At 37.9% G+C, this 20594-nt stretch carries 16 protein-coding genes and 2 pseudogenes; 4 read left to right on the top strand and 14 right to left on the bottom strand.

The window, feature by feature from the left end:
* Positions 1 to 43 precede the first annotated feature (43 nt).
* The 8 genes and pseudogenes from CFPU101_RS13195 to CFPU101_RS13230 all read right to left on the bottom strand — a co-directional run bounded on the left by CFPU101_RS13195 (position 44) and on the right by CFPU101_RS13230 (position 10222).
* Positions 44 to 625 carry a hypothetical protein gene (locus CFPU101_RS13195; protein WP_206815805.1) on the bottom strand — a complete coding sequence of 194 codons (582 nt, stop codon included), beginning with the start codon at positions 623 to 625 and terminating at the stop codon, positions 44 to 46.
* Positions 626 to 756: 131 nt separating this feature from the next.
* Positions 757 to 2865 carry a cation:proton antiporter gene (locus tag CFPU101_RS13200; RefSeq protein ID WP_206815806.1) on the bottom strand — a complete coding sequence of 703 codons (2109 nt, stop codon included), beginning with the start codon at positions 2863 to 2865 and terminating at the stop codon, positions 757 to 759.
* 149 nt (positions 2866 to 3014) lie between these two features.
* Positions 3015 to 3599, bottom strand: coding sequence for a Uma2 family endonuclease (locus tag CFPU101_RS13205; RefSeq protein ID WP_206815807.1), 585 nt, complete (start codon positions 3597 to 3599; stop codon positions 3015 to 3017).
* Between the two features lie 129 nt (positions 3600 to 3728).
* Positions 3729 to 4442, bottom strand: a pseudogene (locus CFPU101_RS13210) (nitrate ABC transporter ATP-binding protein); the annotation flags it as partial.
* A 229-nt stretch (positions 4443 to 4671) separates the two neighbouring features.
* Positions 4672 to 6690: a nitrate ABC transporter ATP-binding protein gene (locus tag CFPU101_RS13215; RefSeq protein WP_206815809.1), complete on the bottom strand. Its 2019-nt coding sequence runs from the start codon at positions 6688 to 6690 to the stop codon at positions 4672 to 4674.
* 63 nt (positions 6691 to 6753) lie between these two features.
* Complete coding sequence (gene ntrB / locus CFPU101_RS13220) at positions 6754 to 7593, bottom strand: nitrate ABC transporter permease (protein WP_206815810.1); 840 nt, start codon at positions 7591 to 7593, stop codon at positions 6754 to 6756.
* A gap of 39 nt (positions 7594 to 7632) precedes the next feature.
* Positions 7633 to 9006 carry a CmpA/NrtA family ABC transporter substrate-binding protein gene (locus CFPU101_RS13225; protein WP_206815811.1) on the bottom strand — a complete coding sequence of 458 codons (1374 nt, stop codon included), beginning with the start codon at positions 9004 to 9006 and terminating at the stop codon, positions 7633 to 7635.
* Positions 9007 to 9415: 409 nt separating this feature from the next.
* Complete coding sequence (locus tag CFPU101_RS13230) at positions 9416 to 10222, bottom strand: HpsJ family protein (RefSeq protein WP_206815871.1); 807 nt, start codon at positions 10220 to 10222, stop codon at positions 9416 to 9418.
* A 416-nt stretch (positions 10223 to 10638) separates the two neighbouring features.
* Between CFPU101_RS13230 and pgl the strand changes: the two genes are divergently transcribed.
* Positions 10639 to 11364, top strand: a complete 726-nt coding sequence (gene pgl, locus CFPU101_RS13235; protein ID WP_206815812.1) for a 6-phosphogluconolactonase — start codon at positions 10639 to 10641, stop codon at positions 11362 to 11364.
* A gap of 75 nt (positions 11365 to 11439) precedes the next feature.
* Positions 11440 to 12651 carry a site-2 protease family protein gene (locus CFPU101_RS13240; RefSeq protein WP_206815813.1) on the top strand — a complete coding sequence of 404 codons (1212 nt, stop codon included), beginning with the start codon at positions 11440 to 11442 and terminating at the stop codon, positions 12649 to 12651.
* Positions 12652 to 12657: 6 nt separating this feature from the next.
* Here the strand turns inward: CFPU101_RS13240 and CFPU101_RS13245 are convergent, their stop codons facing one another.
* Genes CFPU101_RS13245 through CFPU101_RS13255 form a run of 3 tightly spaced genes read right to left on the bottom strand, consistent with a single transcriptional unit; the run spans position 12658 to position 14835 of the window.
* Positions 12658 to 13194, bottom strand: coding sequence for a CheW domain-containing protein (locus CFPU101_RS13245; RefSeq protein WP_206815814.1), 537 nt, complete (start codon positions 13192 to 13194; stop codon positions 12658 to 12660).
* Between the two features lie 17 nt (positions 13195 to 13211).
* Positions 13212 to 13577, bottom strand: coding sequence for a response regulator transcription factor (locus CFPU101_RS13250; protein ID WP_206815815.1), 366 nt, complete (start codon positions 13575 to 13577; stop codon positions 13212 to 13214).
* A 55-nt stretch (positions 13578 to 13632) separates the two neighbouring features.
* Complete coding sequence (locus CFPU101_RS13255; protein ID WP_206815816.1) at positions 13633 to 14835, bottom strand: response regulator; 1203 nt, start codon at positions 14833 to 14835, stop codon at positions 13633 to 13635.
* 140 nt (positions 14836 to 14975) lie between these two features.
* Here CFPU101_RS13255 and CFPU101_RS13260 point away from each other — a divergent pair, with 140 nt between their 5' ends.
* Entirely contained in the window at positions 14976 to 15794 is an 819-nt protein-coding gene (locus tag CFPU101_RS13260) for a SirB1 family protein (protein WP_206815817.1), read from the top strand.
* Between the two features lie 18 nt (positions 15795 to 15812).
* On the opposite strand, the pseudogene menA reads toward CFPU101_RS13260, so the two are convergent.
* A pseudogene (gene menA / locus CFPU101_RS13265) lies at positions 15813 to 16711 on the bottom strand (2-carboxy-1,4-naphthoquinone phytyltransferase).
* A 269-nt stretch (positions 16712 to 16980) separates the two neighbouring features.
* Between menA and CFPU101_RS13270 the strand changes: the two are divergent.
* Entirely contained in the window at positions 16981 to 18408 is a 1428-nt protein-coding gene (locus CFPU101_RS13270; protein ID WP_206815818.1) for an isochorismate synthase MenF, read from the top strand.
* Here the strand turns inward: CFPU101_RS13270 and sfsA are convergent.
* Together sfsA and CFPU101_RS13280 are read right to left on the bottom strand one after the other, a co-directional pair.
* Positions 18403 to 19152 carry a DNA/RNA nuclease SfsA gene (sfsA, locus tag CFPU101_RS13275; RefSeq protein WP_206815819.1) on the bottom strand — a complete coding sequence of 250 codons (750 nt, stop codon included), beginning with the start codon at positions 19150 to 19152 and terminating at the stop codon, positions 18403 to 18405. The genes CFPU101_RS13270 and sfsA overlap by 6 nt on opposite strands.
* 3 nt (positions 19153 to 19155) lie before the next feature.
* Positions 19156 to 20520, bottom strand: coding sequence for an AAA-like domain-containing protein (locus CFPU101_RS13280; RefSeq protein ID WP_206815820.1), 1365 nt, complete (start codon positions 20518 to 20520; stop codon positions 19156 to 19158).
* Positions 20521 to 20594 lie beyond the last annotated feature (74 nt).

Here is a 20594-nt window from a genome sequence, read left to right on the forward strand (position 1 = left end):
AGGATGGGTTGATCATCATCAGTTCAACCCATTTTTTTGGTAATTAAACTTTAGTCCGTGTCGTTCCTAAAGAATAAGCGATTTGATCGAAATCAATATCTTTAACTGGATCACTTAAGTTATCTGGAATAAAAGTACCTCGAATTTCAGGATTAAAGAATAGTTCACCTGGAGACACCGCATCATCAGAAGTTAATGAAGCAAACCCTCGTACCTCTAAAAGAGATTGCTGATTATTTAAAAATTGTTGAACATCTGGTAATAGCTGCAATGAGACAGTAGCCCAACTGGGTAAGATAAAACTATCGCTTTCATATCTAATAAATTTTTCGTTGACTACTTCAGTTCGTCGGAAATTGATCGGAACATTTTTAGCAGCAACATCATACAACAAAACAGTTTTATTATCTAAAACTCTGGTTTCATTGGCTGGAGAACCAATTGGCGGATCAGAAGGTTCACTAATTGTGAAGAATAATTTTAATTCTCGATCTCTTTTTTCTAAGTTAGAAATGGTCAAAAAATAGCCTTGAACAATCACTCGACTTAATACATTAACAGTAGAAGCCGTTGCTGTACGAGGCGCAATCGATTTCAATAATAATTCAAATGGAGAAATATCCATTTTTGTTCACCTTTATTGATAATTTTTTTATTTTCTGTTTATTGCCTCAATTAGAATGATTTTGTTTACTGAAAAAGTTAATATCTTGTAATAATATAAATTATTTCGTTTTGTAAAGACCAAGATAGCAATTAAGTATTATTTTCAGGTTCACCGAATAAAACCAAAGAACCTGTTAACCTTTTTAAAAGTTCTGTCGTCAAGTCACTGACAGCAAGCCCGCCCCCTGCGGTTTGACGACGAACGGAACGCAAAACCGTTAAATCATAGGACTTAGATTCTTTTGTAATGACATGGGAAATGTTATCATTGGTGAGCGTCTTAATTTCGGATGTTACAGGAAACCCTAATTGATTGACTAAATTTAATAAATCTTCTTTAAAAGTAGCAATTTGACTAGAAGAGGTATAACGACGGCAAACGTGCAACAATGTTACAGAACCCTGATTTGTATCGGCTAAAAGATGAGCAAATCGAATGACCCTGATCATTTCTGGTGTAATATTTTTGACAGGTACCAAAAGATGATGAATGTTAATAGGTTCATCTAATAGACGCATCACAGCGACAGGACAATGTGCCGAACGGAATACACTATCAATAACTGTACCAAAAAGACGCGCCCGCAAGCCAAAGGTTTTACTCCAACCCATAATAATTAAATCGGCATTTTTTTCACGGGCTGCCCGACTAATGCCATGAGAAATCTTATCATCAATACGGATCGCGGGTTGGGATTCTACTTCAAATTCTTGACTCAATTGAACTGCTTGTCCTAACATTTCTCGACTTCGATAAAGACGTGTATTCAGTTGCGGTGAGTCCATATGAACATGAGAGGTTGTCACCGACAGGGGAATGACAATACCAGACTCATGACGCGCAATTAACGCCGCCATTTCAATTAAATTACGTTGTGTTGTGGGATTATAAATTGGAACGACAATTGTAAAAGGATGATTTGGGGCAAAAGGTTCGGCTTTAGGAAGTAATTCAGAAAGAATAATATCTCTTTTTTCAGAAGTATCTTCTAGCTTGGCTTTAGGTACAGCAAGATTTCTGGCAAATCTCGCCGTTAATAAAGGGCCTAAAATAGAAGTTACCAACATTAAAACAATAACACTATTAAAAGTCGCTTCATTTAAAAGTCTTTCTCCTGCGACATTTTTCGCTTGATAGGCAGCTAAAGCGGCGGCTAATGTGGCGGCAACTTGTGGTAATGAAAGTGACCACATCGTCATCCCTTCATTGAAATTATAACGATAAATAAATTTACTAATAAAAGCAGCTAAAAATTTGGCGACAATTAATCCTAAAACAATAGCCAGCATTAAAGGAAATTGAGTAGTAATGGTTTTAATAAAAATGGGAATATCTATTAATAAACCCATTGCCACAAAAAACATCGGTATAAATAAAGTACTTCCCATAAACTCAATTTTTTCTTTAACGGGACTTCGACCAAGTACATCATTAACTGCTAATCCAGCTAAAAAAGCACCAATAATCTTTTCTACATTAATAACCTGCGCGCCTAAAGCTGCTAGGAATACGGCAAATAGCACAAAAAGAAATTGATTACTTTCTTCATCACCTGTGCGTTCAAAATACTTTTTACCTGCCCAATCTAAACCAAAAAGAACTATTAGACAATAAATTCCTAACGCGACCAATTGAAAGATGAGACTTGCCGCAGAAAACTCACCTTGATGAATCGAAAGACATACTGCAAGAACTACTAAAGCTGAAATATCTGTAAATATTGTTGCCCCAATTGTTACCATTACAGCTTCATTTCTAACAACACCTAAACGTTGTGCAATTGGATAGCCTAAAAGTGTATGCGAAGCAAATAAAGAACCGATTAAAATAGCACCATTCCAACCATAATCAAAAAATCTACCGATAGCAGTTCCGATAATTAGCGGAATAATAAAAGTTGCAAAACCAAAACCCAGAGAGCGATCTTTCGTTTTGCGAAATTCTCCTAAATCAATTTCTAAACCTGCAACAAACATTAGATAAATTTTTCCAATATCCTCTAGTAGGTGCATGGTTTCAGATTCACCATCGAGTAAATTTAACCCGTTTTTTCCTAACACAACTCCTGCAAAAAGTAGACCAACTAGCCCTGGTAATTTGATTCGCTCAAAAATGGGTGGTAGTGTTAAAATAACTAAAAGTAGAATTGTAAAAGCAACAAGTGGGCTATTGGATAGATAAGTTAAGGTTTTTTCCATTATTGGCAAGGATAAAAAATAATAAATGTTACAAGGCTCAATCTGTATAATTAGCTTTATTGATACTCTCCTAGTTTATCTAGCCTGATCTAGTCGCTTGATTACATCCCCTATAAGATAGAAGAAATTTTAAAAATTTTATGCTTAGATTAGTTATCTGATAATTTTACTCTTTTGTAAAGATCAGCTAGAGTAATTTCAATAGGTACTGTTTGTAAGGTGATTTTTTCGTCATCTTCGTTATATTCGCATAAAGACCATTGTTTATGATCAACTTTGACATATTGATCAACGTGTTTCTGTATTTGAGTGACTAGAATACATTCTTGAAAACTTGGAATAGTTTGAGAGTTTTTAAATTTTTTGTCTTTGTCATATCCTCCTGTTGAAGGTGAGAGAATTTCTATAATAATTTGAGGATTATTAATCGTATCCGTTCGATTTTCTTCATGATATTCAGCCTCACCAAAAATAATCATAATATCGGGATAGGTGTAAACATTACACTGAGGTATCCACAGACGAACATCAGCAATAAAAACTTCATAATCAAGATGAGCATCAAAAGCAATGTTTAATTGAGTGCCAAAATTGAACATTAATCGATTATGATTAGTTGAACCACCTGCCATCGGAATTATCTGGCCATTAATATATTCACTTTTGTCTTTAGCTATTGCTTCGCGTTCTAAATATTCTTCGGGTGTAAAGTATTGTTGTTCTACAGTTTGCATAATAATTTTCTCTATACATGGAAATACCAAAAAAAGTTAATCAATTCAACCCATAAAAAATCAAATAAGGTGAGTACAAGCATACCACCTTATATCAAATAATAACTTAAATTTTAATGACTGCTCTAATTACGCAGCATCATCATCATGAGCAAAACGATTATAGAGGAAGTCTAACGCATAGTTACGCAGATTATAATATTCTGGATCTTCCATAATCCGATCGCGATCTCTCGGACGAGGAAAAGGAATATTGAGAATTTCTCCAATATTAGCAGATGGGCCATTCGTCATCATCACTAAACGATCGGCTAAAAACAAAGCTTCATCAATATCATGGGTAATCATCAAAACCGTACAACGATGATCTTGCCAAATTTTGAGTAATTCTTCTTGCAATTCTTCTTTAGTAATTGCGTCTAATGCCCCAAACGGTTCATCTAAGATTAACACTTCAGGACGGATCGATAAAGCCCGCGCAATAGATACCCGTTGTTTCATCCCCCCTGAAATTTGTGGGGGTTTCTTTTCGGCTGCCTCACTTAATCCCACTAAAGCTAAATGTTCCTTGACAATTGCTCTTTTTTCTGCTTCTAGTTTATTAGGATAAACCGAATCAACTGCTAAATAAACATTTTCAAAAACCGTTAACCAAGGTAATAGGGCGTAACCTTGAAAAACCACCATACGATCGGGCCCCGGTTCAACAATATCCTTACCTTTAAGACGAACTGTTCCATGAGTCGCATCAGCAAAACCCGAAACCATATTTAATAAAGTTGATTTTCCACAGCCAGAGTGACCAATAACACAGATAAATTCACCCTCATTAACCGTCAGATTAACACCATCAAGAACCGTATAAGGCCCTTTCGGAGTCGGATAAATTTTTGAGACATTATCAATTTTCAAAAAAGCTTCATTGAGTGAAGTTTGCTCGTATGGATTGATTGTTTGTGTGGTCGTATATGCCATGATAGTTACTCCTTACATTTGATGGGGGAAAAGGGAGGGTTTTGATGTCCAATTCAGGGAAAATAGAAGGGTTTGGCGACCAAACCCCGACAATCATTTAGGCCGCGATTAAGCTTTGACCGACTGAAGATCGATGATTAACAGCCACCTCAGCCATCGTCACATTCTGTTTAATCGTTTGCTCATTCAGATAGCCGATCGGATCTTCTGCATCAAATTCAATCCCATCAAACAATATAATCGGTGAGCGGCGATATTTAATATCCCCTAAACCTAATTCACGGGCTGCCGTACTAAAGACACTCACTTTACATACTCTTTCTAGAATTTCTACCCAGTTACGAGGGAAAGGAATATGCCCCCATCTTGCCATTTGTGTCATCATCCAAAGATGTTCGGTACGACTGGGACGATTTACGCCTTCGCCATAAAATAAATGATGGGCTGATTCCCACATGGGATGTTCTAAACTACAAGATTGATCATTTGGATCTGAGAGTTGGATGTAGTCTACTTTAGTACTAAGATACTGACGACTAGCCAATAAATGTCTGATCTCTTCTCGATTAGAAGGATCTGCACAATAAGCACAAGCTTCTAAAAGGGCTTTTACTAAAGCAACATGGGTATTAGGATACGCATTCGCCCAATCTTCACGCACACCTAAGACCTTTCCAGGGTGGTTTTGCCAGATTTCAAGATCAGTGGCTACCGTAAACCCGACACCTTCCATGGCTGCCCGCAAATTCCAAGGTTCACTCACACAATAACCATCAATGGTACCCGCTTTAAGATCTGCTACCATTTGCGCGGGAGGAATGGTCTCCAGATGAACATCTTGATCGGGATTAATACCACCAGATGCTAACCAATAACGTAATAATAAATTGTGCATTGATGACGGGTGAACCATACCGAATGTGTGGCGTTCGTCCGCAGATTCGAGTAAATAGCGTTTTAAGGCATTACTGTTCAAAATGCCTGCTTCATAAAACTTTTTACCCAAAGTAATCGCGTTACCGTTGCGGGTCATCGTTAAAGAGGTAACAATCGGTACAGATTGCTCATCCTGTCCACCCGCCGTTAACCAAGTTGGCATACCAGAGGGCATTTGAGCCGCATCTAAGTAACCTCCGATCATTCCATCGACGATCCCCCGCCAACTGGTTTCACGGACTAAATTTACCTCATCTAGACCATGTTTAGTGAATAACCCCTTCTCTTTGGCAACGACTAACGGCGCACAAGCTGTTAGAGGAACAAAACCGATTTCTAGATTAACTTTTTCGAGTCCATGACGGGTAACTACAGCCGTTTTTTGCGCCCGAAGTTTTTTGATGCGTTTTTGTTGATTGAGGAAATAGATAATTTCACTGCGAAGACTGTAATAACTCGGATGGTTTACCACTTCCATCCGTTTCCGAGGACGGGGGATATCGACTTCTAGAATACCACCAATTTTCGAGCCAGGCCCATTGGTGAGCATGACAATCCGATCGGATAATAATACTGCTTCATCAACATCGTGAGTCACCATGACTGAAGTTACATGATATTCCTCACAAATTCGCATCAACTGTTCTTGTAAATTCCCTCTGGTGAGTGCATCCAACGCGCCAAAGGGTTCATCTAATAATAGTAGTTTAGGACGGATGGCTAAAGCACGTGCGATCGCTACCCGTTGTCTCATTCCCCCAGAAAGTTGTCCTGGTTGTTTGTCTACTGCATGACGCAACCCAACGAGATCAATATGTTCTTCAATAATTTGATTGCGTTCACTGATGGGTAAACCCGTCATCACTTCATCAACAGCCAAGGCGATATTTTGACGAACAGTTAACCAGGGAAGTAAAGAATAGTTTTGGAAAACGACCATTCTTTCTGGGCCTGGTTCTTTGATCCGTTGTCCTTCTAGGGTTACGATTCCTTCACTGGGTAAATCTAAACCTGCCATCATGTTTAATAGGGTCGATTTACCACAACCAGAGTGACCAATTAGGGAGATAAATTCGCCTTTTTTGACTTCTAAATTAATTCCTTTGAGGGCGATATATTCACTCCCACCAGAGAGGGGAAACACTTTATCTATATTATCAACGGCGACAAAGACACTCATTGTTTTTTTCCTATTTAATGTGTGTTGAATTTTTGGGGTTTGATTGACAAACCCACACTTAGATTAGTTGTCTGGAAGAATTTTTGTTTGGATAAAAGCGACAAGTCGATCTAGGAGTAAACCAACTGCACCGATATAAACCAGAGCTAAAATGATGTCAGAGATGTAGTTATTTTGATAAGAGTCCCAGATAAAAAAGCCGATTCCGACGATACCAGACATTACGATTTCTGCTGCAATAATCGCTAACCAAGCAAGACCGATCGCAATTCTTAAACCAGTGAAAATATAAGGAAGGGCTGAAGGAATCAGAATCTTGAAAAAGAATTTCTGTTTGGAGAGTTTGAGGACTTTTTTAACGTTGATATAGTCTTGAGGAATTTGTTGTACACCAACAGCAGTGTTAATCAAAATTGGCCAAACAGCAGTAATAAAGATGACGAATAATGCTGCAGGTTGGTTTTGTTGTAAAGCGGCTAAAGCTAGAGGAACCCAAGCTAAAGGCGGAACCGTTCTTAAGAATTGAAAGAGGGGATCTAAAGCTTTATTCCAAAAAGAATTGAGTCCAATCACAATTCCTACACTAATACCCACAACGGCTGCAAAAAAATAACCAATTAAAACACGTTGTAAGCTGGCTAAGACTTGCCAAAATAGACCGACATCTGTGCCGCCACGATCAAAAAAGGGATACAGTAAATAAGTGCGGGTTCTCTCATTAGTAATTAGATCAGTTGGAGGGGGTAATTTAATTAATCCAGTCATTGAACAAAGTTGCCAAATTGCTAGAAAACTTAAAATACCAATGATTGGAGGAAAAATATTTTTGCCATTCTTTTTCCAAAACTTAGCGAAAGCATTAGACGAACTAGCACTGTTACGATTTCTCAGAGTTGTAGTCATGATAAGATTTGCTCCTTTAGGTAATTTGACTCAAGTGACTTAAGCTTTTTTTATTGCTAAACTATCGAGGTAGGCCTGGGGATTTTCTGGGTCGAATACTTTACCATCAAAAAACTTTTCAACTCCTCGGGAGGTACTGGTTGGGATATCAGCATCAGGAACACCAGCTTCTTTTGCTGCGGCTTTCCAAATATCCTCCCGATTTACTTTATCGATTAAAGTTTTGGCATTCGTTAAGGTGTCTTTGGGTAAAAAGCCCCAACGAACGCTTTCAGTTAAGAACCATAAATCTAAACTCTTATAGGGATAAGAAACACTGCCGCGAGGCGACTTCCAGTACATAGCCGCTTCTTGGAAATTATTAATATTGGGCTGGTTATCGCCCATCGTGTAATTTCCGAGCAACATGGGTTCAAGAACAGTCGCTGGAATGTTCAAGTATTTAGCACCCGAAAGAATTTGCCCCATTTCTGCTCTATTTTCTTTTTTGTCGCACCATTGTTGGGCTTCCATAATTCCTTTGAGCAGAGCTTTGGTTGCGTTTGGATTTTTGTCTACCCAATCAGCACGCATGGCAAAATATTCTTCTGGGTGAAACGGCCAAATCTGAGATGTTAAGGCGGCGATAAAGCCAATGCCATCACCGACAATTCGAGCCGGCCAAGGATCACCTGTACTAAATGCTTCCATTGTTCCCGTTTTCATATTGGCGACGGTTTGGGCAGTAGGAACTGTCAGTAGACTGACATCTGTATCGGGGTTAATGCCACCTGCAGCAAACCAATAACGAATCCAAAAATCTTGATTCGCTTTAGGGAAGGTATAAGCGGCTCTGAACGGGTTGCCTGCTTGTTTTAATCCAACAATATAATCTTTTGCTTTGCTCGAATCTAAACCAATATTTTTACCTACTTGGCTTTGAGCGATCGCAATGCCATTGCCTTGAGTATTTAACATCGCCAGAACATACATCGGAATCTTGGTATTATTCTTGGTGATCAACCCTTCTGATATGAGGTAAGGCATCGGCATTTGCCATTGTCCACCATCAATACCACCGCCTGCTGCCCCAATCTCAACGTTATCCCTAGCAGAACCCCAGTTTGCCTGCTTGGAGACATCAACACCCGTCATCCCGTATTTAGCAAAAAACCCTTTTTCTTGGGCAATAATCAGAGGTGCGGCTTCAAAGATGGGAAGAAAACCTAACTTAGCTTGGGTTGTTTCTGGTGCGGCTCCTGCAGTTTGGGCAGTTGGTGAAGCAGGTGAGCTTGTTGACGGTGTTGTCGTTGTTGGTGAACTAGCTGTGCCAGAAGGTTCTGGAGGATTTCCTAAACACCCTTTGAGTAATACAGCCCCAACAGCAGATGTTGCAGTTGTCGTTAAAAATCGTCTTCTTGAAAAATTGGACATAAATTCCCTCCCTGCTGGAAATTACTTTGTAAGCAGAATAAGCGTGTATATAGATGTTTAATAAAAGCTTTCTCGATTTGGCTAGAGTTTGGGCTAGATGCCTCTTCTAGTCAGCTTTTGTAAGATTGGGTAACTTCAGCTTGTTGAACTACTCACTGAGTTATATAGAGTATATTACATGATTTTCTAAAAAATTATTGATTTTTCTAAAAGATTTTTAAAGAAAATTTTAATTTTATTGATAAGTTTGGATTAATAGTATTGATTTTACTGGGTTTCAACGATTTTTTAGCTCAAAGACTCGATTAGCAAAATAGACATAAACAAATGATAATTATAGTATCAATGCAATACAAATACCTAAAAAAATCCCGCATCAACTAAAGACGCGGGTGATGAGACATAATTTTTAGCGTTTCGATTCTTTAAGTTTTCCTGAAAGAAGTCCTACACCGCGTAAACCCAACCAACCAATCACACTATAACCGATCGCTAACATTAAACTACTCAAACAAATTCGTAACCATTGTTTGAGAGCTTCAGTATTAGCCTGACTTTCTGCATCTCTTCTGCGATCGAGCAATTGAGTTTGTAGTTGATTTCTAATCTCATCGAGTCTTTTCTTAAAGTCGCCTGGTTTTCTCGCCAAATCTCTAAGATTTTGTAGTTGATCTTTTTGTTGACGAAGTTGTACTAATTGTTGTTCGGTCAAAGGTCTACCTTGAAATTGACCACTTTCAATTACTTGTGTCCGTTGAGCTATTTCTTGATTCAATAACTGAGGATTTTGAGATAAATTGTTTAAATTCGCTAAAAATTGTTTAATTTGCTCCTCTCCTTGATCTGCCCCTTTTTGAATTTGCTCTAAAGCGTTAGTTTTAACTTGATTGATATTGTTAAAATGAATGGGAATCAGCAACAGAAAGAGTAATCCGAGCAAACTCGCCAAAATAAACGTAAAAATTTTTAAAAACGTCGAAGCTTTAGCCGTAGCTGCTGGAGTATTAAGAGTACTATCAATCCAACTAGCTAGTACAATTAAAACCATTCCCACCATCGGCACAATGCCACGATCAACGATCGCCGTAACGAAACCGATCTGCCATTGAGAATTTTGCCACTGGAATGGAATCGCAAAGGTAAGCGTATCCAGTAAAAAGGAGAGAATAAAAATTAACCCAGCTAATTTAAGACAAAGGGTCGTGTATTTTGAAATGTTCATCGCTTGTATGTCAATTGAGTTAAAGAATATTGGTTAGACCTTTTGTGAATCAATTAGAGTTAATCTAGTAATCTCTTTCTACCCAAGAGCTACCTTAATAAAGTCATCGCAGGCTTCTCCGTGAGAGGGCATTATCGATGACTGAAATAGCCAAACCTTAGAAAAACCTAAAAAAAAAGTCAAATCGCCCTCGCTTGGTTTATTCTACTTTTTAGTAGGCTAAGTTTGAAAGCAAGATAGATTCTAGATCACACTAAGCTTAGTGATAGCCAGCTAAGAAATCACATTAGATTACCCCAATATAATATAAACAAAATGGAATTAACCACCAATTAAGTTTTTAAGCTTGTTTAACTAATCTTAAATCCTAGCCCATAAGCGATACATTTTTTTACAGCGATTGAAAATATATGAAAAAAAAAGTCATTATCTTAAACGATCAACCCTCTTTGGTTAAACAAGGATTAACGTTAGTCCTTGAAAAGATTGAACAAGCTATCCAACAACGAGGAAAATGTACACTCGTTTTATCGGGTGGCAGTACACCAAAACCGCTTTATGAAGCTTTGGCCCAACAATCTTTACCTTGGGAAAAAATTTATATTTTTTGGGGCGATGAACGTTATGTAAGTTCAGATCATCCCGACAGTAATCAACACATGACACGACAAGCTTTGTTAGATCGAATTGAAATCCCCTCTACTAATATTTATGCCATGCCGACGGGGAGTCATGATCCCGCCCTGGATGCTCAAAAATATGAAACGATGCTGCAAGAGTTTTTTAAGATTAACCCTGGTGACTTTCCAGCTTTCGATATTATTCTCTTAGGCATGGGTGATGATGGTCATACTGCATCCCTGTTTCCCCACACAGAGGCTTTACACGTGAGCAATCACCTGATCACAGTTGGTCAAAAAGACGGACAACCCCGTTTAACCTTTACCGCGCCTTTAATTAATCAAGCCCGTTGTGTCATCTTTCTAGTCGCAGGATCGAATAAACAAGTTGCTCTAGCTGAGGTGTTCGCCTCCGAGGGTGATGCGATGACTTATCCATCGCGTCTGATTCAACCTCAAGAGGAACTCTGGTGGCTACTCGATCAAGCAGCAGGGCAAAATTTATCGCTCGTATAGAAGCAAGATAGTGATGGCTTGTTTATCCTAGAGATAGGAGGGCTGTTCATCACACGAGTAGCACAACAAATCATTATGCGGTCAAGTTGGCGAATCGGTACATTATTTGGTATTCCTTTTCATGTAGATCAGTCTTGGTTATTGATTTTAGTCTTTGTGACGCTGATCAATGCGGGAAACGTTACAGCAGCAGGACTAACTCACAATAATCCTCTCATGGGTGGAGGTGTGGGCTTAATCATGTCTCTATTATTATTTAGTTCGGTTCTACTCCATGAATTGGGCCACAGTTTAGTCGCTCGTTCCCAAGGGATTAAAGTTAATTCGATTACCTTATTTCTCTTTGGTGGACTGGCTTCAATTGACCGAGAGTCTCAAAGTCCAAGAGAAGCTTTAGCAGTTGCCATTGCTGGGCCGATGGTGAGTTTAACCCTTTTTGGTGTCTTTTTAGGACTGACTCAGATTTGGCCAGATACGACGCTGGCTGGATTTTTAGTCGAAGATTTAGCCAATCTTAATTTAGTGTTGGCGATGTTTAATCTGATTCCTGGTTTACCTCTTGATGGGGGTCAAATCTTAAAAGCATTGGTCTGGAAAGTAACAGGCGATCGCTTAATGGGAATGCGTTGGGCTTCGGCGAGTGGTCGGCTGATCGGTTGGTCTGGCGTTCTTTTAGGGGTTTTTGTGGTGATCTTAGTTGGCGATTTAGGGGGTTTATGGATCTCTTTTGTCGGTTGGTTTATTCTCCGCAATGCAACAGCTTATGATCGTCTGACGGTTCTACAAGAAAGCTTACTCAATTTGTCGGCTCAAGATGCGATGACCAAGGATTTTAGAGTCGTTAATGCTCATCTAAGTCTAAAAGAGTTTATTGATACTTATCTTTTAGCTGGTTTGCCGACATCGATGGCCTATTATGCAGCGAGTGAGGGAAGATATCGCGGAATGCTCAAGCTTGATGAAATACAGCAGAGCGAAAGAAGTCAATGGGAGGAAAAAACACTCTTAGATCTGGTTCATCCTTTGACTATTATTCCCTCTGTATCGGAAAATACATCAATTGTTGGTGTGATTAAAGCTCTAGAAGCTTCTCAAGACCGATATATTACTGTTTTATCGCCTGCGGGTGCGGTTTCGGGTGTGATCGACCGAGGTGATCTAGTCAAAGCGATCGCATCGAAGCAAAATTTACCGATTACCGAAGGAGAAATTAAGCGGATCAAAAGTGAGGGAACGTATCCAACTTATTTACAGTTACCAGCGATCGCCAAAAACATGGAAAATTAAGATTTTTTAAGCTTTTGGCATAGCGGCTAAAATTGCTGCACTATCAAGAGCGATTAACAAATCTCCATTGTTTTTGAGCCAATAGCCACGTAAAAAAGGAGTAATGCTTGCAGAAACAGCCGACGCGAGTGGAGACTGGATCTCATCTGGGTTAATTGATTCGATGTCCTCGACTTGACTCACCACAAGACCAAGCATGGGAGTACTAGAACGAGTTTGATTCGGCTTATCTTTTCCCTCATGAATGACGATCGCTCGATAGTTAGAAATAATCAAGGCTTGTTGATGAACGGGTGTTAACCCTAAAAGATTTCCTAAATCAACGATCCAGAGGACTTCACCGCGCCAATTATAGACCCCCATCACCCAAGAGGGCATCTGAGGAATGGGGATAATTTGATTGATGGGAATGGTTAAAACTTCGATCAGTTGAGCAACAGGTAAAATGACGGTCGTATCTGGAATGAGATTAAACCGCAAAAATTGTTCTTGGAAGGATTTTTGTAAGTTTGAAGATGCGGGAGAAAATAGCTCAAATGTCATTTTGTTCACCTGATTCTTTAAGAGCGTAACAAGTTTTTGACTGTGCGTACCAATAATTCTTGATCGATGGGTTTAGGAAGATAAGCATCTGCCCCTTGTTTCATGCCCCAAAATTTATCCATTTCGCTATCTTTGGTAGAACACATGATGACAGGAATTTTTTTTGTATTTGATTCTGCTTTAAGAACTCGACAAATTTCAAAGCCACTGCGTCCTGGTAAAACAACATCTAAAATAATCAGATCGGGACTTAATTTAGCCAGTTTTTCTAGGGCTTCTTCGCCGCTATTAACGGTTAAAACGGTGACACCTGCTGATTTTAGATAATGTGTAATAATTTCTCTTTCTGTTAGAGAATCTTCGATGACTAAAGCGGTACTCATAATAATGTCCTCAACAATAAAAGGTGATTTTTAAACGAATGACGCAAAAAATGATTTAAAGGGCGACATCTTGCCGAAGATGTTTTCGGATGGTATTTAAAACCATTTCAGGATTAACGGGTTTACTGATAAAGTCAGATGAACCAACCATTTTGGCTCGAACTCGATCAATTAGTCCGTCATTACCCGTCAAAATTACGATCGGGGTATTGCGGAAAAACGATAATTTACGGAGTTGAGAACATATTTCATATCCATTCGCATTAGGCATCACTAAATCAAGGAAAATTAATTCTGGTTTGCGGGCTAACAGAATGGCGATCGCTCTGAGGGGATCATTTATCCCAATAAATTGATAACTCGCACTGGTAACAATTTTTTCAAGGGTTTGACACATTAAAGGACTATCATCAACACAGGCAATTAAGGCACCTGTGGCGGGTGATTCAACCTCAAGAGAGTTAAACGGTGGTGCGGCAATGGGAGACGGTAAATCAGTGATCGTAGTTAATTCCACTAAACCCATTTGGATGTAGGGTAACAAAGAACTCGTCACCGCTAAAACATCTCGTCTCATCCGTACTGATAAGTCTCTGAGGGTTTGATGTCCATCAAGGAGTTGTTTGAGGGTTCCGTAAACTTGGGGTGAGGTTCGTTGCTGGAGTTGTTCGGGTTGTCGAATGACTGGGGCCCAATTTGGAGAGCGATCGGCAATTTTCGCACCTTGCCACGCATTCCAAAGTTGTTGAGCTTCAGCAACAACTTGTTCTGCATCAATGAGAACCAGTCGCGCTGTGAGTAAATCATCCTGTCTGAGTTCGCAGGTAATTTCCATGCTTTGTGTAATATCAAAAAGCACCTCAACCACCGTACCGCGAATCATTCTCGCTGCTTGTTCACGGTTGATTTTTTGTTGTTCAACCCATAAGCATAATAAGCGATATTCCCAACAAATTTGAGGATCAGATGCGCCAAGACTGGCTAGATCTAGGTCTAGTGATGAACCTTGAGCCAGCATTTGCGGAAAATAGAGGGCTAGACTACGCCGCCATCTTCTCACGGGATGTAAACCACCCGTAGCATACATAATTCGTCCTAGATAGAGATAGAAAAACCATTTCTGTCCCTTGACTCCCGTCAACACCACTTGACCACTAAACCTAGGCTGTTTTAGGCTTTCAAAAAAACTAGCTTGCTTTGAAGCTGTAAATTCCCGAATTGAAATCGGGTTATATGAAGGATATTTGGCAGTCGTCATCGCAACTTCCATCTACGTGAGCTAAATAAGGTGTCTCAGTTATAGAGTTCCCGAAATTCTTTAAAAAATGAACAATCTCTCAAAATTTTTTGTCACTATCCAACTTATAATGTTTTTAAGCCTCAATTTTTTTTCAATCAATGGAGTCTCATCAGATTTATCAATTGTTTGAGCAGGAAGTGAATCAAGCTCAGACGAATCTTAATTTAGCAAAAGCTAGTTTATATATTGCTCAACTCAATGAGCTAGATCTAGATCTGAAAGCTTATTTGAATGCTTTGGATACAATGGCATTGGAGGTAAAAGAGCGTTTACCAAAAGCGAGTTATCCTCTAAAAATTATTCAAACGATTAATCAATATTTGTTTCAAGATTTAGGCTTTCACGGCAATACAGAAGATTATTACGATCCGCAAAATAGTTATCTTAATCATGTAATTGAACGACGGGTCGGCATTCCAATTACTTTGTCGGTGATTTATCTAGAAATTGCCGATCGCTTGGCTTTTCCAATGGTTGGTATTGGGATGCCTGGTCATTTTTTAATTCGTCCAGAATTTGAAGAAGTTGGAATTTTTGTTGATTCTTTTAATCAAGGAGAAATCTTGTTTGAGCAAGATTGTGAGGAACGTTTACAACAGATTTATCAACAATCTTTGAAATTACAGCCTCACTTTTTAGAACCTGTCACTAAACAGCAAATTTTGTTTAGGATGCTAAATAATCTTAAGCAAATTTATATTCAGCGTCAGCAATTAAAAAAAGCGGCTCAAATTTTAGATTTGATTTTAATCTTATCACCCAATGATCCTCTAGAATTGCGAGAACGCGGCTTAATCTATTATCAGTTACAGAACTGGCTTAAAGCGCGTGAAGATTTGGAGATGTATTTGGCTTTGTTTCCCCAAGCACAAGACGCAAATGCGATTCGGCAACTTTTAGAACAAATAGGTCAATAATTAGTTGATTTTTTATCCCTAAACGACAAATCCTAAAACAAATAATAAACCACTGACAAAATGAAAGTTAACTGCTAAAAATTTACAGTTACTTACTTTTTCGGGTTCGGCGTGATATTGTTTGACGTGATTAATGAGTTTTAGGGCAAAAGGTAAACTTCCAAAAATCAGCGGGTAGCGACGGGATAGATTTTCAGAATGACAAATAAGACAGTGAAAAGAAAGACACTATAAGTAGACCAGGTTAACACAAGTGAGCCTTTAGCCGTTCCTAAACGAACAATTGGCGATCGTTTTCCTGCTGCTAAATCATCTTCTGCTTGATGAAAATGAGAACAAAAAAGAATAATTGAAGTAGTAATGCCAATGATGATTGAAGCCGCTAAACTGGTGATAGAAAAGCTTTGAGTTTGGGAATAATAAGCCGCAGCAATGGCAAGCGGGCCAAAAGCAAAAAAGCAAATAATTTCGCCCAATCCTTGATAACCAAGGCGAAACGGTGGCCCTTGATAAGTATAACCTAACAGACAACATAAGAGAATAAGTTCTAATACAGTTGGATCTTGTTGCCATCCTGTTATTGCTAAAATGCCCAGGATACCCGAACCTAGACACAAGTTACTCAACCAAAAAACTAAAGATTTATTTCCCGTTAAGTTAACGACAGAATGAGTTTTATTTTTATCAATTCCTGTTTCAGAATCAAAAACATCATTACTTAAATTTTCCCATGCTAAAATTAAAATAGCGGCTCCCAAAAAAATTAAAAAAATGATTGTATTAAATTGTTTTGTCTCACTAAAAGCAATCAGTGACCCCACTAGAATCGGCATAATCGCTACACTATACATTGGGGGTTTGATAGCAGCAAGCCATAACTTTTTTTGAGACGATTCAACCAAACTTGTCATAGTCATTACTACACAAACTAGAAGTCACGCTAAAATTATCTTCTATTGATTGTATCAGTCTCTTTATCGCCTTTGAGAATAAGTAAATGTTTTTTAAGTAGCTGACTATCTTCCCTTTCTTCGATACCATAGTTAAGAAGGGTTTGAGGAGAAAAGCTTTTTTAAAGGCATTCCCGACAGCCAATAATCGTTTAGACAAATAACTTCAAAAAATCCATATCACTATTTTGGTTTTTTGAGTAAAAAATTATAAATAACTTTACGATAACTTAACAATGTCTATTGCTGTGCCAGTTACCCCTTATCCTGTGAATCTCGTACAAGATGAGAAAGAACTGTATCTATTTCTCCACGCTTGTCAGGAGAGATCAACAGGTAATGGAACTCCTCCAATTATCAGTGTTACTCAAAAAATTGATCCGATCGATCCATTGAGAGTTTTAAAAGCTATTTCCGCTTCTTACCCCTTTCATTTTTATTGGGAGAGCAGCCGCAAAGATGAAGCAATTTTAAGTTATGGCATCGCAACATCTTTAAAATTTAATGGAACGGAGCGATTTACGAAAGCACAACAATTTATCGAACGTTGTCAACAAAGAATTACAAAAGTTGGTGAAGCGGTTGAAGCAACTCCTTTATTACTCTGCTATTTTACCTTTTTTGAATCGACCGATCGCTATACTCAAGTTTTTCCCAGTGCTAACGTCGTCCTACCACAATTTCAAATTATTAAAAAGCAGAGTAAATATTTCTTAAATATTAATATAGCTATTCAACCTGAGCAAAATCTTTTTCCTATCTTAGACCTCATTGTTAAGCATCAAAAATTTTTACAAAAACTTGACAAAGAGCCAGATTTAGCTCTATCAAAATATACTGATTTGAATTCAGCTAACTATAAAATTTATCCTTCGACTAACTTTAAAAATTCAGTTGCATCCGCCCTTAAATCAATTGAACTTAATAAGTTTAGTAAGATTGTGCTTGCTCATGCTTTAGATGTCATTTCGCCACAATCATTTCAGATTGTAAATTGTCTAAAAAATCTGCGTCAACGTCATCCCGACTGCTATATTTTTTCAGTTAGTAATGGTGATGGATGCTATTTTATTGGTGCTAGTCCCGAACGATTAATTAGTATTGAAAATAATCAGCTAGAAACCGATGCTTTAGCAGGTTCAGCACCACGAGGTAAAACACCGACCGAAGATGCAATCTTAGCACAAAATTTATTAAGAAGCGAGAAAGAACGTAGGGAGCATCAAGCGGTCAGTGAATTTATTACACAAAAGTTAATTAATTTGGGTTTATGTCCTCATCAGTCTCCCTTAAAACTGTTAAAGTTATCGAATATACAACACCTTTGGACACCGATTTATGCTCAATTAAAATCTGATATTCATCCTTTAGAAATTGTATCACAACTACATCCAACACCAGCAGTAGCGGGCGTTCCTACTAAGATTTCTTGTGAATTAATCCAACAATATGAAACTTTTAATCGTTTATTGTATGCTGCACCAATTGGTTGGGTAGACTGCCAAGGAAATAGTGAATTTATCGTAGGAATTCGTTCAGCATTAATTCAAGATAATCACGCTCGACTGTATGCAGGTGCGGGAATTGTAGCGGGTTCAGATCCAGAAAAAGAATTAGGAGAAATACAACTTAAATTTCAAGCCCTTTTGAGAGCTTTATTATAATAGTTTAAAACTAGGTTGATAGAGTAAATAGTCTGCTAAACCTAAATAACGAATTCCCTCAAAAGTAACCTCAAATCGACATGGTAAAACTAAAATCCCTCTAGCAACCGCTTCTCTAAAAAGTTTACCGTAGAGCGGGTCTGTTTGATCACCAGGAGCAAAATCTGTACAATCACTACGATTTATAAAATACAACATAATGGGTTGAGCATAGGGTAACAAATTCATCAAATCTTGTAAATGTTTTTGCCCTCTAGTGGTCACTGTATCAGGAAATACAGCAACTTCACCATCAGTCCAAGTTGTATTTTTAACCTCTAAATAAATCGGTTTATCAAGAGGGTCATCAGACGTTAATAAAAAATCAATGCGGCTTTTATTTTCTTTACCATACGCAACTTCAGAATAAATATATTGATAATTTCCTAATTCCTTAAAAAAAATTCTTTTTTCTAACATTATTTTAATGATTTTATTAGGAAGTGCTGTATTAATACCGACCCAAGTTTGATTAACTTGTATGGTTTCCCACGTATATTTAAGCTTACGTTTAGGATTATTTGATTGAGAAACTTGTACTAAACTTCCTGATGTAGAAACACCTGTCATCGGGCCTGTATTTGGACAATGTGCAGTAATGATTTCACCCGTTTCTAATTCAATATCTGCAAAAAAACGTTTGTACCGTTTAATAAGTTTTCCTGTAATCAGTGGTGGGAAAGCATAGAAAAAATTAGTGGTCATTGTTTAAATTGCTTGAGAAAACCTCTCATAATAGTCTTGAAAATATTGTTGATATAGATGACAACTGACTGTCGCTTTAGTATTATACAGGTGAATTAAACCTAGACTTTGGAGCTTAAACGCTTTAACTATATCTAACTCAATTGGATGCTCAGACATGACTACTCTAGCAAAATTTTTGAGTAAATCAGGATTCGTTTGTTGTAGACAATACAATTGACGCAAAAGATGCTCTTTATAGATAGAATGCTCTGAATGTAAAGGAGTTGCTAGAATTTGCTCTAGACTGATTTTTTTACAGGAAATATAATAAATAGCTAGATGAACTAGATAAGGATTACCTGCCACCAATTTCATTAAATTATCGCATTCGTAATTTGACCAAAATAATTGATAGCGATTGGCTAAATCCTTAATTTGAGATAAGGTAAATTCAGTTAACGAAATCGGTACACCAACGTTAAACGGAGACTGGTTAAGATTGAGAGGTAGATAAACTTCTGTAGAATGGACAACAATTAAGCGTAGTTTTTGCCAAATCGCTTTATTTCTAGCTTCTTCGTGCCAAACTCTTAGTAAAGCGAAAAAATTATCAGCTATCTCAGGATAAAGAAATAATCGATCTATATCATCTAATCCAATGACTAAAGGATGTTCAGTATTGGCTAATAAATATTGTTCTAAATAGAGTTTACAGCTAATATTGCTACCGCACAAATCATCCCAATACTCATTAAGTCGTTGCGATAACTTCATTTCAGCACTAATATAAGCACAAAACCATTGTAGAAATGTATCTATATTCTGTAGTGCTTCTTTTTGTGCTAATTGTAAGTTTAAAGATACCGTGTGATAGCCTTTTTGATCAGCATAATTTAGAATTCTCATCATCAAAGACGTTTTACCCATGCGTTTTGGTGCTTTGATACGAATTAAGCTACCAGGTTGGGTAATTGCTTTATAACTATCTGTTTCAATTGGCGAGCGTTCGATATAAAATGGTGAACTAAGAGAGATGGCACCTTCTGGTAATTCAGGTTCTTGGGATTCAGCATTATTCCAAAACACCATTTGAGGAAATTCAAGAGGAAGCTCAGGATAAAAATAATCTTTGGTTTCTAAAATCAACTTAAAAGCTCGAAAACAACATTTAAGGGTCTGCTTATCTACTTTTTCTTCACATTTCAGGATTTTCATCAGTGTATCAACCGCTAACCCTGTTTTTTCGCTCAAAGTTTCCAAGGTGTATCGATTCCCTGCGTTTTCTTCAAATTCTGACTTTTCCTTAGCTTGCTGTAGTTTTTCTAACCCTTGAACTGTTAGAATAACTCCTCGTTTACGTCGCTGTTTTTCCTGCGGTCTTTGCATCTTCCCAAATTCCTGCTCCCGATGTTATAATCAACAACTTCTAGCATTGTAATTTCGTAAATTTTTAAAAAATT

The organism is Chroococcus sp. FPU101, from assembly GCF_017312365.1.
In the GTDB taxonomy this organism is placed as follows: Bacteria; Cyanobacteriota; Cyanobacteriia; order Cyanobacteriales; family Microcystaceae; genus Chroococcus.

Excerpts from the sequence above, each read along its gene's own strand:
- CFPU101_RS13195 (WP_206815805.1), bottom strand. The coding sequence starts at position 625 with ATGGATATTTCTCCATTTGAATTATTATTGAAATCGATTGCGCCTCGT.
- CFPU101_RS13200 (WP_206815806.1), bottom strand. The coding sequence starts at position 2,865 with ATGGAAAAAACCTTAACTTATCTATCCAATAGCCCACTTGTTGCTTTT.
- CFPU101_RS13205 (WP_206815807.1), bottom strand. The coding sequence starts at position 3,599 with ATGCAAACTGTAGAACAACAATACTTTACACCCGAAGAATATTTAGAA.
- CFPU101_RS13215 (WP_206815809.1), bottom strand. The coding sequence starts at position 6,690 with ATGAGTGTCTTTGTCGCCGTTGATAATATAGATAAAGTGTTTCCCCTC.
- ntrB (WP_206815810.1), bottom strand. The coding sequence starts at position 7,593 with ATGACTACAACTCTGAGAAATCGTAACAGTGCTAGTTCGTCTAATGCT.
- CFPU101_RS13225 (WP_206815811.1), bottom strand. The coding sequence starts at position 9,006 with ATGTCCAATTTTTCAAGAAGACGATTTTTAACGACAACTGCAACATCT.
- pgl (WP_206815812.1), top strand. The coding sequence starts at position 10,639 with ATGAAAAAAAAAGTCATTATCTTAAACGATCAACCCTCTTTGGTTAAA.
- CFPU101_RS13240 (WP_206815813.1), top strand. The coding sequence starts at position 11,440 with ATGCGGTCAAGTTGGCGAATCGGTACATTATTTGGTATTCCTTTTCAT.
- CFPU101_RS13245 (WP_206815814.1), bottom strand. The coding sequence starts at position 13,194 with ATGACATTTGAGCTATTTTCTCCCGCATCTTCAAACTTACAAAAATCC.
- CFPU101_RS13250 (WP_206815815.1), bottom strand. The coding sequence starts at position 13,577 with ATGAGTACCGCTTTAGTCATCGAAGATTCTCTAACAGAAAGAGAAATT.
- CFPU101_RS13255 (WP_206815816.1), bottom strand. The coding sequence starts at position 14,835 with ATGACGACTGCCAAATATCCTTCATATAACCCGATTTCAATTCGGGAA.
- CFPU101_RS13260 (WP_206815817.1), top strand. The coding sequence starts at position 14,976 with ATGGAGTCTCATCAGATTTATCAATTGTTTGAGCAGGAAGTGAATCAA.
- CFPU101_RS13270 (WP_206815818.1), top strand. The coding sequence starts at position 16,981 with ATGTCTATTGCTGTGCCAGTTACCCCTTATCCTGTGAATCTCGTACAA.
- sfsA (WP_206815819.1), bottom strand. The coding sequence starts at position 19,152 with ATGACCACTAATTTTTTCTATGCTTTCCCACCACTGATTACAGGAAAA.
- CFPU101_RS13280 (WP_206815820.1), bottom strand. The coding sequence starts at position 20,520 with ATGCAAAGACCGCAGGAAAAACAGCGACGTAAACGAGGAGTTATTCTA.